Source organism: Acinetobacter sp. V102_4, assembly GCF_031799005.1.
Classification (GTDB): domain Bacteria; phylum Pseudomonadota; class Gammaproteobacteria; order Pseudomonadales; family Moraxellaceae; genus Acinetobacter; species Acinetobacter calcoaceticus.
In genome coordinates this window covers 169,801-186,251 of sequence record NZ_JAVQNR010000035.1, presented here as the reverse complement: position 1 = coordinate 186,251, position 16,451 = coordinate 169,801, and the positions used below count along the sequence as shown (strand labels likewise).

Annotated in this window: 13 protein-coding genes and 2 pseudogenes; 12 read left to right on the top strand and 3 right to left on the bottom strand. The window is 30.0% G+C overall.

Annotated elements, in window-relative coordinates:
* Positions 1-295: 295 nt before the first annotated feature.
* From RMB13_RS21835 to RMB13_RS07835, 9 genes and pseudogenes are all read left to right on the top strand, one after another.
* Positions 296-567: pseudogene (locus tag RMB13_RS21835) on the top strand (hypothetical protein); the annotation flags it as partial.
* The gene (locus tag RMB13_RS07870; RefSeq protein ID WP_311084875.1) at positions 568-2,619 is read left to right on the top strand and encodes a BapA/Bap/LapF family large adhesin; all 2,052 of its coding nucleotides are present in this window, start codon (positions 568-570) and stop codon (positions 2,617-2,619) included. It begins immediately after the preceding pseudogene.
* Positions 2,620-2,732: 113 nt separating this feature from the next.
* Positions 2,733-4,391 (top strand): poly alpha-glucosyltransferase, encoded by a 1,659-nt coding sequence (locus RMB13_RS07865; RefSeq protein WP_311084874.1) that lies wholly within the window; start codon positions 2,733-2,735, stop codon positions 4,389-4,391.
* Between the two features lie 3 nt (positions 4,392-4,394).
* Positions 4,395-5,120 carry a CatB-related O-acetyltransferase gene (locus tag RMB13_RS07860; RefSeq protein ID WP_311076597.1) on the top strand — a complete coding sequence of 242 codons (726 nt, stop codon included), beginning with the start codon at positions 4,395-4,397 and terminating at the stop codon, positions 5,118-5,120.
* Positions 5,121-5,123: 3 nt separating this feature from the next.
* A complete protein-coding gene (locus RMB13_RS07855; RefSeq protein WP_311076598.1) occupies positions 5,124-5,918 on the top strand; it encodes a serine hydrolase in 795 nt (264 codons plus the stop codon).
* Positions 5,918-6,967 (top strand): YheC/YheD family protein, encoded by a 1,050-nt coding sequence (locus RMB13_RS07850; RefSeq protein WP_311084873.1) that lies wholly within the window; start codon positions 5,918-5,920, stop codon positions 6,965-6,967. Before RMB13_RS07855 ends, RMB13_RS07850 begins: the two co-directional genes overlap by 1 nt.
* Positions 6,968-6,977: 10 nt before the next feature.
* Entirely contained in the window at positions 6,978-8,492 is a 1,515-nt protein-coding gene (locus tag RMB13_RS07845; protein WP_311084872.1) for a glycosyltransferase, read from the top strand.
* Complete coding sequence (locus RMB13_RS07840) at positions 8,446-9,432, top strand: hypothetical protein (protein WP_311076601.1); 987 nt, start codon at positions 8,446-8,448, stop codon at positions 9,430-9,432. The genes RMB13_RS07845 and RMB13_RS07840 overlap by 47 nt, the downstream gene beginning before the upstream one ends.
* 596 nt (positions 9,433-10,028) lie before the next feature.
* Complete coding sequence (locus RMB13_RS07835; protein ID WP_311084871.1) at positions 10,029-10,436, top strand: hypothetical protein; 408 nt, start codon at positions 10,029-10,031, stop codon at positions 10,434-10,436.
* Positions 10,437-10,527: 91 nt separating this feature from the next.
* On the opposite strand, the gene RMB13_RS07830 is transcribed toward RMB13_RS07835, so the two are convergent.
* Positions 10,528-10,902 (bottom strand): hypothetical protein, encoded by a 375-nt coding sequence (locus RMB13_RS07830; protein ID WP_311076603.1) that lies wholly within the window; start codon positions 10,900-10,902, stop codon positions 10,528-10,530.
* Between the two features lie 560 nt (positions 10,903-11,462).
* A complete protein-coding gene (locus tag RMB13_RS07825; RefSeq protein WP_311076604.1) occupies positions 11,463-12,050 on the bottom strand; it encodes a recombinase family protein in 588 nt (195 codons plus the stop codon).
* Between the two features lie 841 nt (positions 12,051-12,891).
* On the opposite strand from RMB13_RS07825, the pseudogene RMB13_RS07820 reads away from it, so the two are divergent.
* Positions 12,892-13,475: pseudogene (locus RMB13_RS07820) on the top strand (resolvase).
* A 215-nt stretch (positions 13,476-13,690) separates the two neighbouring features.
* Entirely contained in the window at positions 13,691-13,984 is a 294-nt protein-coding gene (locus RMB13_RS07815) for a hypothetical protein (protein WP_311076606.1), read from the top strand.
* 333 nt (positions 13,985-14,317) lie between these two features.
* Here the strand turns inward: RMB13_RS07815 and RMB13_RS07810 are convergent, their stop codons facing one another.
* On the bottom strand, positions 14,318-15,178 hold the full coding sequence (locus RMB13_RS07810; protein ID WP_311084870.1) for a LysR family transcriptional regulator: 861 nt from the start codon (positions 15,176-15,178) through the stop codon (positions 14,318-14,320).
* Positions 15,179-15,403: 225 nt separating this feature from the next.
* Here RMB13_RS07810 and RMB13_RS07805 point away from each other — a divergent pair, with 225 nt between their 5' ends.
* Positions 15,404-16,297: a PhzF family isomerase gene (locus RMB13_RS07805; RefSeq protein WP_311084869.1), complete on the top strand. Its 894-nt coding sequence runs from the start codon at positions 15,404-15,406 to the stop codon at positions 16,295-16,297.
* Positions 16,298-16,451 lie beyond the last annotated feature (154 nt).

Here is a 16,451-nt window from a genome sequence, read left to right as displayed (position 1 = left end):
GATTCTGACAGCGACTCTGACTCTGACAGCGATTCTGATTCTGACAGCGACTCGGATTCGGACAGCGACTCTGATTCGGACAGTGACAGTGACTCTGACAGCGACTCTGACTCGGACAGTGACTCTGATTCGGACAGTGACTCTGACTCTGACAGCGACTCTGACTCGGACAGTGACTCTGACAGCGACTCTGACTCTGACAGCGACTCTGACTCTGACAGCGACTCGGATTCTGACAGCGACTCGGATTCAGACAGCGATTCTGACTCTGACAGCGACTCGGATTCTGATTCGGACAGTGACTCTGACTCGGACAGTGATTCTGACTCTGACAGCGATTCGGATTCTGACAGTGACTCGGATTCTGACAGCGATTCGGATTCTGACAGTGATTCTGACTCTGACAGCGACTCTGATTCTGACAGCGACTCGGATTCAGACAGCGACTCTGATTCAGACAGCGACTCGGATTCGGACTCTGACAGCGACTCTGACTCTGATAGCGACTCTGATTCTGACAGTGACTCTGATTCAGACAGCGACTCTGATTCAGACAGCGACTCGGACTTGGTTGCGAATGATGACTTGGCAACGCTCGATGCCAATATTGATCCGACGACAAGTTCAGTACCTACACAATCTAAGACGTCTGTAGTTTTACCTTCTTATGATGGTTTGATTTTGGATTGGACATGGGCTGCGAACAATGCGTTGCAAGTAGAAGTTCCTCAAGGAACATTGCATGACTTTAATATAAATATCAGTGGCTTATATGCTGGTGTGGGTATTGTGAGTTTAGGCCTCGATGTTCTTCGCCTAAATGAAAATACAGGAGAATATGAGCTTTATGAGCATATTCCAAATGCTGGAACTGCTTTTGCAGCAGTTGTAGGGTTCTATACAGGTGGAACTACAATTAATGACTTACCTGAAGGTAAATATGCCATTGTCATGACAAATGACCAAGGGCTTAACTTTACAGGTTTAGGCTTCCCAACTTTAACCATTCCATCAGGTGGCGTAGCAACTGATTATGGTGAGGTTGTTGTAAGTGGTAACGTCATTGTTCCTGAAGGTCCGGGGGATGTAGCGGATGTCGATCCTGAAGGTCTGCCATTAGTCGTTACGCAAGTAGTTTCTGAGACTGGTAATACATTAACAGTGAATCAATCTGATAATGGTTTCCAAAAAATAGAAGGGGCTTATGGCGATCTCTATATTGATAAGGATGGGAATTATGAATACATCAGAAATCCGGAAATTCCTAACTCAGTAGGTAAAGTTGATACGTTTACTTATACAATTCAAGATGTTGATGGAAATACAGCAACAGCTAATCTCAATATCCGAATTGATAGTTCTCAAGTAGACATTAACTGGCCAGCTGACCCTACTTTGGATGGTACAGTTGATTTAGTTGCTACTAATGATATCAATGGTGCTCAAGTAGATTACAAAAACTTTGTTGAAACAAAATCGGCAGATCTTGGTTCAATGACGGCTTCAGTTACTCGTACTGGTAGCTTATTTGGTGGTTATACTTATACGCGTAATCCTGGAACAGATACTTCAGATGTTGTTACTGTAGATAAAAATGCCTCAGCTGTTTTATCTATCAAAGTTACTACAACTGATTCATCTGGCGCGAATAATGATACCTTCGGTTATAGCGTACAAAAATTGGTAGGGGGTAGCTGGCAAACTGTATATGTTTCACCAACTACAACTTATAGCCATCCATTCCTAGGTGGTTCAAATGCTACGATCATTGATAATAGTTATTCAATACCTGCGGATAGTGTGGCGACACAATGGCGTGTAGTTTATACAAGTACTGAAAGCAATGAGTCATTCCTTGTTAATGGTACTAATACGACTACGGTACAAACCTCAGTTCAACCAACATTGACACATTACGATGCATTTACTGCTTCTGGAGAATTTACTCCAGCAACAGGTAACATAATTACAGATGATAGTGGTAATGGTACTGATGTGACAGGTGGTGTGGGTACCAAGTTGTTTGTAGAAAATGCAGCTGGCGTATTTGTTGAAGCTACTGGTCAAACTTTGGTTTACAGTAATGGAACATTAAATATTGCTGCTAATGGTACATATACCTTTACTCCAAATGCCACCGCAGATGGAAGCCAAGCTACAAGTTTCAATTATAAACTTATAGCTGCGAATGGCGATGAAAGTAATGTAGCTACATTAACAATTAACTTGGGTAGACATTATGAAACGGGTACTGGAAATGATTTAATTTCTGGTACATCAGGAAATGATGTTTATACAACTGGTACTGGTGCAGATACAGTTATATTCAACCTTCTAAATGCTACAGATTCTACAGGTGGAAATGGTTCAGATACCTGGAGTGATTTTAATAAAGCAGAAGGAGATAAAATCGATATAAGTACTTTATTATCAGGTCAGTCTGTTAATAATACAAATATTGGTCAATATGTAACTGCTACTCAAGTAGGTGCAGATACAGTAATTAGTATAGATAGAGATGGAAGTGGAATATCTTATAATTCTACAGAAATCTTAACTCTTAAAAATACTACTACTACGATTGATGAACTACTGCAAAATAGTCAAATATTATTTTAATTTGATTATTTGAAAAAAGAGGATCTACGGATCCTCTTTTTTATTTTGTTAAATAATTTTGAAATTAAATATGATATGTTATAATAACTTAAAAGATTTTTTAAAGTGATAATATGGAAATTAATACCTATAGTAAATTTGAGGAATTCAAAAAAAAATTAAAAGATTGGTTGTTAATTCAATTGAAAAACCATTCTGAAAGTGAGGGAGGTATATGTGTTTTCTTATCTGTTGGAAATGAGAAAAAACGCTGTGAAGTATGGAATACTTTTGATGAAAATATTAATACTGTATTAAAGAGAATATATTCTTTTTTAGATAATTTATATTCTAAAAATAGAGGATTACCTGAGTTTTTTAAAATAGATCTTGCATATAATATCACTGAAGAGAGCTGGGATGATGTTGAGTTCTCTATTTTAAATCAAGAGCATAATAATCATTATAGAAAAGGTATCAGCTTTGATGGAAAGTTTAATCTATGTTTTTTAGAACAAGAAATATATGGTAAAGCTATTATAAAAGGTATTTCATTTGATAAACCTAATTTTTTTGATGAAAAGAATCTTAATGATGCGATAAAAGCAAAATATAAAAATATTACTAAGTACTTTAAATTGAATGATATAAAAAAAGTGTGGGTTTTTGACACTATAGCTGCTTTTTATGAAAATGGGGTGTTTATTGATTTGCAGACTGTAGGTGTAGCAAATGGAATAAGATGTCATTCTAAAATTAGTAAGGCTGAGATCAAAGAAATTATTATTAATAATGCCGAGTTTTTGTATAATCAAATTATGGATGATGGTCGCTTTATTTATGGTTATTTTCCTGCTTATGACAGAGAGATTAAAAGCTATAATACAGTCCGGCATTGTACATCTTTATATGCCTTGTTAGAAACATTAGAAGTAGATTTTAATAAAAAATATTTAGATAAAATTGAAAGATCTATGGAGTATGCATTTCAGAAATTTTATAAAATTATAGAAGAAAAAGGATTTATGATTGATGGAGAGCAAGATTTAGAAATAAAATTAGGTTCAAATGCAACTGCAATTTTTATGCTTGCTAAATATCAGGAAATAACTGGTAATGATAAGTATCTTAAAAATGCTGAAATGCTAGCAAAGGGGATACAATATATGATTGATGAACATGGACAAACTAGTCATATTTTAAATTATCCTTCATTAAGTGTAAAAGAGAAATTTAGAATTGTATATTATGATGGTGAAGCTGCTTTAGGGCTTTTACGTTTATATCAGATTAATAAAAATAAAGATTTACTAGATACTGTTAAACTAATGTTTAACAATTTTATTGTTAAAAAATATGATAATTATCATGACCATTGGTTAAGTTATTGTACAAATGAATTAACAAAAAAATGCCCTGAAGAAAAATATTTCAGATTTGGAATGAATAATTATCTAAATCACATGGAGTTTATTAAAAATAGAAAAACTGCTTATGCAACATTTTTAGAAATGATGATGTCAGCATATAAAATGGTTTTATATATGCGAGATAATAATTATCTAGAGTTGTTTAATGAAGCTAAATTTGATGAGTTAAAAGAATTAATTAAATATAGAGTTGAGTTTCAGTGTTCTACCGGTTTCTTTTATCCAGAATTAGCAATGTATATGGCTAGGCCAGATAAAGTTAAGAATGCATTCTTTGTTAGACATGATCGTTTTAGAGCACGAATAGATGATCAAGAGCATAATTTATCTGGTTTAGTAGCTTTTTATAACTATTTTGAGTGATATATGAAAAGACAATATATAGAGCTAAAAGAAACCATGGGTGAAAATAATATATTTTTTACTCGTAATGGTAACTCAAGATTTCTTGATGAAGATTTTATTAATTTTTTAGAAAAAGTAGAAATTGAACCTTTTTGTGCATTTTTAGTCGGTAACAACATTTGGAGTATGGGCGCATTTTCTTATAGTTGGTCTCTATTGCCAATTACGACTAAAGTGGGTCGGTATTGCTCCATAGCAGAAGGAGTAAGAGTACTTGGTTTAAGGCATCCTCATGAATGGCTTACAACCTCAGCAACAACATATGATCGAAATTTTATAATTTATCAAAAATATTTAGAAATAAATAAGGTGGATCAAAATGCTCGAAGGTTACCAAATAATCCTGAATTAAAAGGACTGGATATTGGGCATGATGTTTGGATAGGGGCAAGAGCGTTGTTAAAGCCAACGATAACTATTGGAAATGGAGCTGTAATTGCAGCAAATTCAGTCGTTACAAAAGATGTACCTCCTTATGCAATTGTCGGTGGCAATCCTGCAAAAATTATAAAATACAGATTTGATAAAGATACTATTAACCAGTTACTAAAATCAAAATGGTGGGAATATGGATTTTCAGATATTCAAAATCTAGAAATAGATAATATTCAACAGTTTTTAATTGAATTTGATTTGAAAAAAAATAATTTAGAAAAAATGAAATTGAAAAAGTTAATAGTGGAGTAAAGTATGAACACTATTATAAATGTAGAAAATAAAGTAATAGGATTAATCGAATTTAATTCAATTATGAAAAAAATTGAGAAAATCTCGGCTAAGTCATTGTCAATCTTTATTGTTGATGAAGAGCACAGCATTGAAGTTTATTCTAAGAGTAAAAATATAAAAATTGTACCAGGGTCTGTTGTAAAGTTATTAACATTGTTTTTGGTTTTTGATTTAAATATTTCTTTAAGAGAAATTGTTAAAATTAAAAAAAATAATTTAATAGTTGGAAGTGGTTATAACTTGTTGGAGAATGATCTTATAACAATTAATGACTTACTTAAAAATATGATGTTTAAGTCAAGTAATACGAGTGCTGAAGTATTAAAGGAAGTAATTGAAGAAAAAACGAATGTTCCTTATGAGGAACATGCAAGAAAAGTAATAAATAGAATTGGGATGAAGCTTACAAATATTGTAAATTCACATGGCTTATATGAAAGTAAACAATATACAACTGTTAATGATTTATTGAAATTAGTTCTTAATATATTGGAAAATAAAAAAATAGAATCTTTCTTATTTTATCCTCATCAAAGTATCGTTGTTCAACGGAATAAGAATTATATCAATATTGATTTTGATTCAAATGAGAAAACATTTATTAAAACAGGAACACTTTTTCCAAATGTATTTAATAGTGTACAGATAGTAAAAATACGCAATAAATATCTTATTGCTTGCCTAGGGTATTCAAAAGATGATCACAGTAGATTGATTGATCAAGAAATGATTAATGATTTAATTGGAGTAATATAATGTCTATATTTGGAATTTTAAAACCAGCAAAAAACTTAACTGATGTAGAGGAAATCTTCATTATTGTTGCCCAAAGCCGAGGGCATGAAGCTTATGTTTTTACAGCAAAAGATGTATGTTTTGAAACTGAAAAGATAGTAGGCAAGACTATATTAAATGGAAAAGTTTTAGAAAAAGAATTTAACTTTCCTCATGTAATTCAAAATAGGCTAGCTGTTAAGGCGGAGGATAAGGAAATATATCTAAAATTAGCAGAAAAAATTCCTTTTACATCAAATAGAATTGGAACAAAAAAGAATGTTGACCTAAAATTAAAAAAAATTGAAGATATCAATGAATTCTTGATAAGTGTTGAAGACTGTAAAGAATTTGATGATCTTTTGAATGCAATTCAAAAATATAAGAAAGTGATATTAAAGCCCTTATCAAGTAATCAGGGGAAAGGAATTTTTTCTGTAGAGTTCTTAGATAAAAAATATATTGTAAAGCAGTTAGATAAAAAAAATGAATTTAATAAAAATGAACTTAGACATTTTTTTGATAAAGATATTAAGAATAAAGGTTATTCCCTAAGTAAGTATTTTAATAGTTGTACAAATAATTCACTCAATACAGTTTTTCGCATGCAAATTAGTAGAGGAGCGGGTGGTAAGTGGAAGTTAATAAAATTCTTTCCCTATGTAAATATCAATAAAAATATTGATATTACGAATGGTATGCAAGGAGCATTAATCACTACGCGTGAAAAAATGTTTTTAGAGCAATATTATCCAAATTCATTTGAGAAAATTAATAAAAGTATAAAGAAAATTTTCGAAAAATTCCCTCTGGCTTTCCAAAAGCAATATGCATGGCGCTTAGACTCATTAGGTTTAGATTTAGGCATTGATCAGGAAGGGAACATTGCTATATTTGAGGTCAATGCAGGTCCAGGAATTGGATTTATGGCTTATCCTGTAGCAAAAGCTCAGGTTGATTATTATGAGTGGTTACAAGAAAATGCAAAACCACCTTTCAAGAATAACTTTTTACCTATCAATTTAAGATAAGAGAATTATAATGTTACAGGAAAAGGGTATATATATGCTTTATCCTGCAATTAAGCAGGAAAAAAATGGTCTATTAATTGCACTGATTAAAAGAGCAGATTTATTTAGTAGGAATGGAATTAAAGTAAATATATGTACTCTTTCTTATAATCCTATGATTAATGTACTTTATAAGGATTTATATTTAAGTGGACTGTTAGATCTAGAAGTAAATAAAAATATTAATTTCTTAAATTTATATTCTTATTATCAAAAAAATGAATTTTCAGTTGATCTTGAGCATGGAAATAGTTATAAATTTTCCACCGAAGAAGAAAACATTGAAAATGATAATCTAGGAAATGTTAAGGTCTTTGATGATAAAAATAAACTTTGTAAATATTATGTTAAAAACAAGCAAGGGCTTTTAAGTCATATAAATATTTTTGAATCTGGACAAATAGTTAAAAGATTGAAATTTAATGAAAAGGGAATTTTGAGCTCATCACAAGTCTTAGATAGTAATAGATTAGTTATTACAGAAGACTTCTATGACATTAATAATCATCTTGTTCTATCAAGAAATTATAATAAGGAAGGAAAGATAATTAGTTTATATCTATATGGAGAGGAGGGTATAATTTCACGAAAGTTTAATTCAGAAATTGAATTGTTTGAATATACTTTATCTAAAATTAATATGAATGAACATAAGGTTTATATTGTTGATAGAGCTATAGTTTTTGCAAAAAACATACTTTTGAATAAAAAAGAAAATTCTACTGTGATTGGGGTTATTCATGCTGCACATTACTCAAAAGCTAGAGAAAAAGATTCAAAACCTAATGCTCACTACAATAGTTATATTGAGAACTTAGATAAAATTGATCATCTCATTTTTCTAACAGATAAACAAAAAATAGATTTTAGCAAGAGATTTGGTTCTTATTCTAACTATACAGTTATCCCCCATTTTTATAAAAATACAACATTTGAAAATAGTTTAACTTCACCACAGGAATATCAATGTGTATGTTTGGCAAGGTTTGATAAAGTAAAACGGTTAGATCTACTTATTGAATTATTTAGTGAGATTCATAAGAGAATTCCTCAAGCAAACTTAGATATTTATGGCTTCGGGCCTGAGAAAGAAAATTTAAATAAAGTTATAAAAAATAATAATTTGGAAGGTATTGTGCGACTACGTGAATTCATTGCAGATGTAAGTTCTGTACTTAAAAATGCAGATCTCATGTTGTTTACTAGTGGATCCGAAGGATTTTGTATGGCCATATTAGATTCTTTGAAGAATAATTGTCCAGTAATTTCTTTTGATATTGATTATGGTCCGAGTGAAATGATTATTAATGACTATAATGGTTATTTGATTGAGGATAATGATACGGGAAAATTTATTAATACTACTGTAGAATTATTAAGTAATAGAGAAAAAATAAATTTATTCCATAAAAACTGCGCTAGATCTGTATGGAGATTCAATGATGAAAATAATTTTAAACTATGGAAAAATCTTATTTTTAAATAATGTATTAAAGATTATTTTCTTATTTTTGATCTCATCGTTTAGCTTAGTATGTCTAGCTGGAGTCAAAGAAAATATGACTATAAAAGACGAAAAAAAATATTATAAATCTGGGAAAATTAGGGTCGTCTATACTCTGAATGAGATAGAGCAGATAGATGCTAATAAAAATAATATTCCAGATTATATAGAAAACATTGCAATTCAAGCTAATGCAACTATAGATGCACTTGACTATCTAGGTTTTGTTAATCCTATCAAGAGCCCTAGGTATAATTCTGAAGTAAATTATATTGATATTCATGTGGTTAGTATAAATTATAATGGTATTGCCTATGATAAACCCTATGTATACAGTTTTGATGGACCTAAAAGAAACAAGGCTTTGTTGATTAAATTAAATAGTAGATTAAAAAACTTTCCGGGAAATTATTGGACAGTTGTTGCCCATGAGATATTTCATCTTTATCAATATGGTTATAGTCCATTAAAACCAAGTTGGTATCTTGAAGGTATGGCAAACTGGTCAGAAAGATTATTAAGAAAAGATGACATTGACACAAAGGGGAGAGTTCTTTTACCAACAAATAGCAGCAATTTACAAAATAATATTTACCAAGTACCTTATAATAAGTTGTGGTATAGATTAGCTTTTTTGGCTAAAAAGGATGACAGTCAATTGAATTTACCAGATAGCATAATAAAGCGTACGTATGTTGATGGTAGCTTAGTTTTTAAAGATAATTCTTTCTCTGGCTATATGTTCATGAGAAATTTTTTATCAAATTTATCATTAGCAGCAAGTGACCGAAATGTATTACTTCCATTAAATAGATATAATAATTTTTATAACTCTGCAATAATCATTAACTGTCTTAAAAAAACAATCATAGAATCAGGGATAAAACTAAATTCTGATGAGAAGGGTTTTTTAGCTTTGTAATTCTTGGTGCCTATAGTTTATTTTATTAAACCTTTAAATAATAAATCACCAATATTTAACTAATCTTAGATATAAATATTATAAAATAGGTTTTATTATTATAATTTTTAATATGTTTATAAAAGTGTAGTTATTTAAAATCTTAAAAATTTAGTACTTTTTTGATTGAAAATTGACTTAAAAAGAGTGTATTTAAAACATTTTTTAAATTATGAGTGAGCTTACTGTATGTAAATTAAGGATATTTTTTAACCTAGAAAAAAATATTTTTAACTTAATTAATTTGTAATTGATAGTGGTGGATTCTCATGTAAATATAATCTTGAGGATACATATTACATAATCATCCTCGTATTTCAGGTTTGAGTGATATTCACTAAGTCCACAACCTCTTAGGATGTGGACTCTTCTTGATTAATAAAGAATTTAAAATCATATTGATTTTTTGATTCTAATTTAAGAATGTAAAGTCAAATTTCACTTAAACTTATTTTAATGATATATCTATTATTAATGATCCTAATTCTATAAATTTTAATTTAAGATGGGTTTTATAAAAATGGATGTTTATATATTTAACATGAGGATTAAAATTAATGAAGAATTTAATTCTAACTCAAATCGTATTTTCATTAACACTCATCTTGGCTGGATGTGCGAATCAGCCATATGGACATCAATTTGTTTATTCGCCAGCTTCTATTAATACCATTGCTAGCCATAAATTGTATTTAATAGCAGAAAAATCAGGCCACCCTAGTTTAGGTACGGGTGAGGTTACAGCAGATAAAGCTACTCAGTATGCAAGTAATCATAAGAAGACAGTGATTTGTGATAAGCATCATTACTATGCTGCGAGTAATGCTACTAGCGATGTGAAACAGACAAAGCTTACTTTAGTAAGTGGCGAGGAGATTAATGTCTCTAAATCATGTTGGGTAGAAGATGCAAACCCACAAAATTCAATTTATGTTTCTAAATCATCTGTTAGTCATGGTTTTTGATAATTAAGTACATAAAAATAGACTAAGTTTTAGTAGCTTAGTCTCTCTATAAATCATTCAAGTAATTTTAAAAAAGTTCTCTTTAAATATGTTAACTATTTAAACTAAAGCAATTAATTGAAGTAATAGCTTGAAAATAATTTTTATATGATTCCATATTGAAATCTATCAGATTATTTTTTTCAATTTCTATTAAGTATATCTTATTACTATTTACCTCCTCTCGGCTTAAAATATATTCTATTGTTGAACCAATTTCATTTTTTTTATTTAAGTTTAATTTTATTATAAAAACAGAAAAACCTATTTCTTTCATTTTTTTTGCATAGAAAGTAGCATAAGTTTCTGTGATTTTTATTAAACCTGTATCAAAAATAATAATTGTTGGAAAAGGTCCAGTTCCTGTCGGAATATAAATCTTACCTGTTGCTGAGCCTATTGAGAAATTCAAAAAAATATCATTCATATTAAATATTTATCATATTTTAAAATAAATAAACTATTCATAATAGAGCCTGTAAAAGCATGAATTGCTTTTGTTGAAAGCTGAAATTTATAAATTTCAAATGGTTGAATTGTTAATCAATTGTTTAAAATAGATCTATACTGTCAAGTTTTTCTTGAAAATAAAATCATTTTAATTCAAGGAAAACTCTACGATCTAAATATAATATAATCAATAGTAAATATATATAAATTATATTTTTATATAATTTTTTTTTGCAAACTATTGAAAATAAATATTATTTAATTTGTTGAGCAATCATAATAAAAGTATAAAATTACTTTTAACGAATCGTATGGAAAAAGTAATTTAATCTATAATGGTCGACATCTAAATTTCAAGCATAAAATATATTTTGAATATGTGTTTAAATTTCAATAACTTATTTTATCATTGCTTGGGATTTAATAGTATCTCGAGTTAATTTTGCTTAGCGGTTTAATACTGTATTGTTCATTACTCTTCCTTGTTATATTATTCCATGTGTATGTAATAGGATGCAAAGTTAAAAATTTTAATAATTACAATACATTACTTTTCGTTGCATTATTTAAAATTCGCTGAATTACTGTTCTTGTAACTGAAAATTCTTTAGCGAGTGAATATACGCTGTAGCCTTTCTTAAATAATTCAATCACTCTATTTTTTTGTTCATTATTTAATATTTCTGGCCGACCAACTTTTCTTGCTGGTTTGTGATCCTTGAACTTCTTATTGTCAGACTTGAACAATTTCTCAAATTCGGCTGATAATTTGAGAAAATGGAGAAAGAAAATTTTCAAGTCACCATTAATTTCATTTTTAGAATAGTCTAAGCATATTAATCGAATTTTTTTCTGATCAATTTTATCAACTATTCCTAAAATTTCTTCAAAACTATTGCCCAAGCAATCCATGCTTTTTATCACTAAAATATCTCCTTCCTCTAAAGAATAGCTTATTAAATTCAGAAATTTATCTCTATAAGCAATAGATTTATTAACTGATACTTCTTCTACTACTAATCTATTCTTTTGGATTTTATAGCCATACTCACTAAAAAAAGAGATATACCTAGAAAATTCAAATTGCAAATTAGGCTCTATTCTAACATAGGCATATGTACGCATATTAAAACACCAAAATGAAACAAAAACAAAACAAATCTTAGCATCTTATTTTTTTAAAAAAAACATGAACTAAATCACAAAAGTGTACTATACAGTGTTTAAAACATATCAATTAAATACATAGTTAAATAACTACTTACTTCTAACTTTTATTAACTTTCACAATTATATTAGTTAATAACTTTATTGATTTTTTTTGTATGATATTTTCCATCTTGAATTAGCCCTTTAATTTGAATATTTCTGAATCTAATATAAATATTATATTAAAATCTAGTTTTATTGTTTAATTAAATTAATTTAAGTAGGTGGAAAATAAAAAAACAATAAGTTATTGCTAATGTGATTATTTGTAATTGATGTATGTAGTTGATTTTTATTAATTTATTTTTTGTTTTTATTTTGTTTGGGGTTGTGTGTATAAATTTATGAAAAATTAAATACATAGGTTTAAAACAATTTTGGATAATTTATTGTAAAGAGTATCTGGCTTATTGTTATATATATATAAAGATACTTTGTTATTTAAAATTGATTTTTATAGCTATTATATTTAAAGTTTATTGCTAATTTTTATTAATGATATCTAAATCTGAAAATAATAATTAACTTCTCAGGGTATCTTTTTGTTATTTATATAATGTTTTTTAATATTATATATTTATGTTATTTAATGGGTGGAAATATAAAAATATTTATATTAATATAAAAAAATATAAATTTAAGATATTAATTATATATAAAAAACAATAAGTGAAGCTCTAAAAGTGTCTAGAACCAAATTTTTGATTTGAACATACATTTGGAATGTACTTCACATAATTCCAAGGACGGGGGAAGCATGCGTACTTATGCTTATATGCGAATTAATTCTAATCTTGATGACTTTGATAAAGAAAAAGAATTTTTTATTTCAATGTTAAATGATTTTAATCATAAAATTCAAGATACTAGAGTAGTTCTAGAGTTGGTCTCAGTTGATAAATCTATTAGTTTAAGGTCTATGTTTTTTAATTTAATTAATTATTCTTTGGAAGAGGATGACTTTTTAATTGTCAAAGGTATTGACTGTTTAGGAAATAGCTTTAAAGAAATATTATCAACAATTATTTTAATTGAAAGAAAAAAATTAAATTGATTATATTGGGTTATATGAATAATGAATTAAAAGGAGATATTAAAGAAAATTTAATTCATTTTATAGGAATTTGTATCGGTTTTGAAAAACTTTTCTTGTCTGATCAAACTGCGGACAAAAAATATAAATTATCTAAGAAAGTAGGTAGACCTGAAAAATTAACGAATGATCAAAAACAAGAAGTTATTAATAAATTTAAAAAAGGATTTAGTGTATATTCTTTAGCTAAGGATCTTGCTGTGTCGAGAACTGTGATACAAAGAATAATTGAAAAATCTAGTGAGTAATTATAATTATTAATATTGGGGTTTAATAATAAATTATTTTTTTAGTTTGGCTGTTTTTTATGTATTAAATTATGTTTAAATCTTTAATTTAATACTTACTAAATTGAATTTTATTTTTAAAATTAAATTCATATTGATGTTTTTATTTTTCTGTTGATATTGTTATGTATGTTTTGTAGCACAATCTTAATTTATATGATGTGGTAAACTTAAATATGCATATTGGTATTGATTTAGATAAATGGAAGTGTCCTATATGTAATGGTTTTATAGTAATTGATCATTCAAAAATTCAAAAAGAGGATTCAGTACAATTTGTCTTTAGGCGAATAAATAATAATGATTCTCTTTATTTTGTTTATCGAGTTGGTTTGGTAGTTGATCGAAAAGAAAAAATACTAATTATAAAATATAAGACTAGGCTATATAAAGTTCTAGATCGTGATACCTATCCTATAGGGGCTCCAGCTCTCCTTATCTATAACATGTTTTGGGCTTGTGGTTGTTAGGTTTGAATATTAAAAGATATTTATTTTTGTATATACTAAAAATTAGTATTTAGTTTTTTTTGATTTATATATTTGATTTTAAAATTTCTAGATTTAAGTGATTCTTCTTTAAAATATTTTTATTTAGTATATAAGTGGGAAATCTATGAGTGTTGAGGTGGGATAGGAGTCAAGTCTTACACTAAAACTTTCCTAGGATATGGGTGCCTACAAACTATCTATAGTGAATTAGAGGGTAACCGATAGTTTCCGTATCTAATTTGACGATTACGAAGAAAATTTTGTGCGTTCTCTCTTCCTCTTTTTATCAGTCTGAGTCAAGCAAACAATCTATCACAACAGATATTCTTGTAGTTCTTTTTCAATCGTTTCACTAATCAACGTTGAATAGTCACTTTTCTTAGTATCTAAATGACGCATTAACCAGACATCTTGTTTTAAAGTTTGCTCAGGTAGTATTGGCACTAAACCCGAAGCCTTGGCAACAAAACAAGGTAGAGCTGTAACTCCTTGTCCTTCAATGACTGCTCGTAGTTGCGAGTGCATGTTATCAAAAGATAAGGCAGGGGATGCATCTTGGGTGAGTTCACGCATCCATTGTGCTAAGAAAGTATATTGAAGGCTTCGGTCCCAACCGATTATACGATGATTCAATAAATCATCCGTTTCAGTATGCTCTGTGAAACTGGCGAGATAATCTTGACTACAATAAAGACCATACTCCAGTTTGCCAAGTCGCCGAATAATGTAACGCCCGCTTTCTGGACGAACAAGTCGAAGAATAATATCAGCTTCCCGTCGGGAAAAATCAACAGGAACGACACTCGTTGAGATTTCTAATTGTAAATCTGGGTGCTTCAGTTGCAATGCTGTTAGCTTTGATTGGAGCAACTGCTGCCCAATTAACTCAGGTAAAGCAATACGGAACAATGATTGTTGTCCTTGATCGTTGTAACGTTCCATCGCTATTAAATGCTCTTCTGCTTTTTCAGCCAAAGAAAAAAAATGTTTTCCAACGTGGGTAAGTGTATAGCCATCATTGTCTCGGGAAAAAAGAGTCGCATTGAGACTTTTCTCCAGTTCAACGGCTCTGCGATGTACTGTAGAAACACTGATACCAAGCAATTTTGCACTGCGGCTCAACCCGCCAGTCCGGCCAATAGCTAACAAAATTTTAGTATCGTCCCAGTTCATACCTTTCCATATTTAAAAAATGCGTTTTCAATAAAAACTATAGTATCTCCGATGTTTAGATTTATACAATTCAAACAACCACTACAAAGACTCAAAAAATCATTATATGAGGCGACTATAAACCTTTTAGAGCTATGACATGTTTTGCTGCAATTAAATAAGATTTTCTGGTTATGGCGAGAGCTATTTCTGAGATCACTATTTTAACAACAGAGGAGTCGTGCCATGACGACCATTTATGTGGTTGATGCATTTACTACCAAACCAAATACAGGAAATCGAGCGGGAGTTGTTCTAGACGCTGACCATCTTACAACTCAAGAGATGCAAGATATTGCTGCATTCACAGGGTATTCAGAAACTGCCTTTGTTTTGTCACCTAAAGATCAAAGCCATGACATACATGTTCGATATTTTACGCCAACAAATGAAGTCCCGATCTGTGGACATGCGACGATCGCCACTCATTTTTTACGTGCAACTACAGGCCACCAATCAGACTATCCATTAATCGCAAAAACGGGGGCTGGTCATTTACCCGTTTCAATATTTGGAAGTCCAGAAGCGTTATTGGTAAAAATGACTCAAGGTCGCGTAGAGTTTTTACCACCTTTTAGTGCGAATCAACAGAGTGAACTTGCAAGCGCACTGGGTGTGAGCGAAAGTGATTTTGCTGACTTGCCAATACAAGTTGTCACGACCGGGCATTCCAAGGTGATGGTGCCAATGCGGAGCAGAAGTAAGCTTGATGGATTAATTCCAAACAATGAAAAACTGAAAGCTATTAGCGCTGAAATAGGTTGCAATGGTTTTTTCCCATTTGTCTTGGAAGGTAGTAAGCAAGAACCTATTACCTATGGTCGAATGTTCGCACCTGCAATCGGTATTAATGAAGATCCTGTAACTGGTAATGCAAATGGTCCAGCAGGAGCGTACCTTGTTCACTACGATTTAATCGAATGTGACCAGAAAGTAAGTTATTGGGGGTATCAAGGCCTCGCAATAGAAAAACCAGGGCGAGTTCTAGTGACAGTTGAGAAAACAGATTCAATATTACATGTCAGCATTGCCGGACAAGCGGTTTTAGTCGGCTCAGTTTTGTACTCGGGAAAAGATTGATTATATTTAAGAAATTATGACATCTTGCGAGTTTTAAAAAAGTTCTTTTCTTTACAGCAGTGAGTTGAAAAGGCTGTATTTGGTTATTTGGATCTAGCCTAATGATATATAAACATGAGTACTTTCACGCATTACAGTGAAATGTTCTCTAAAT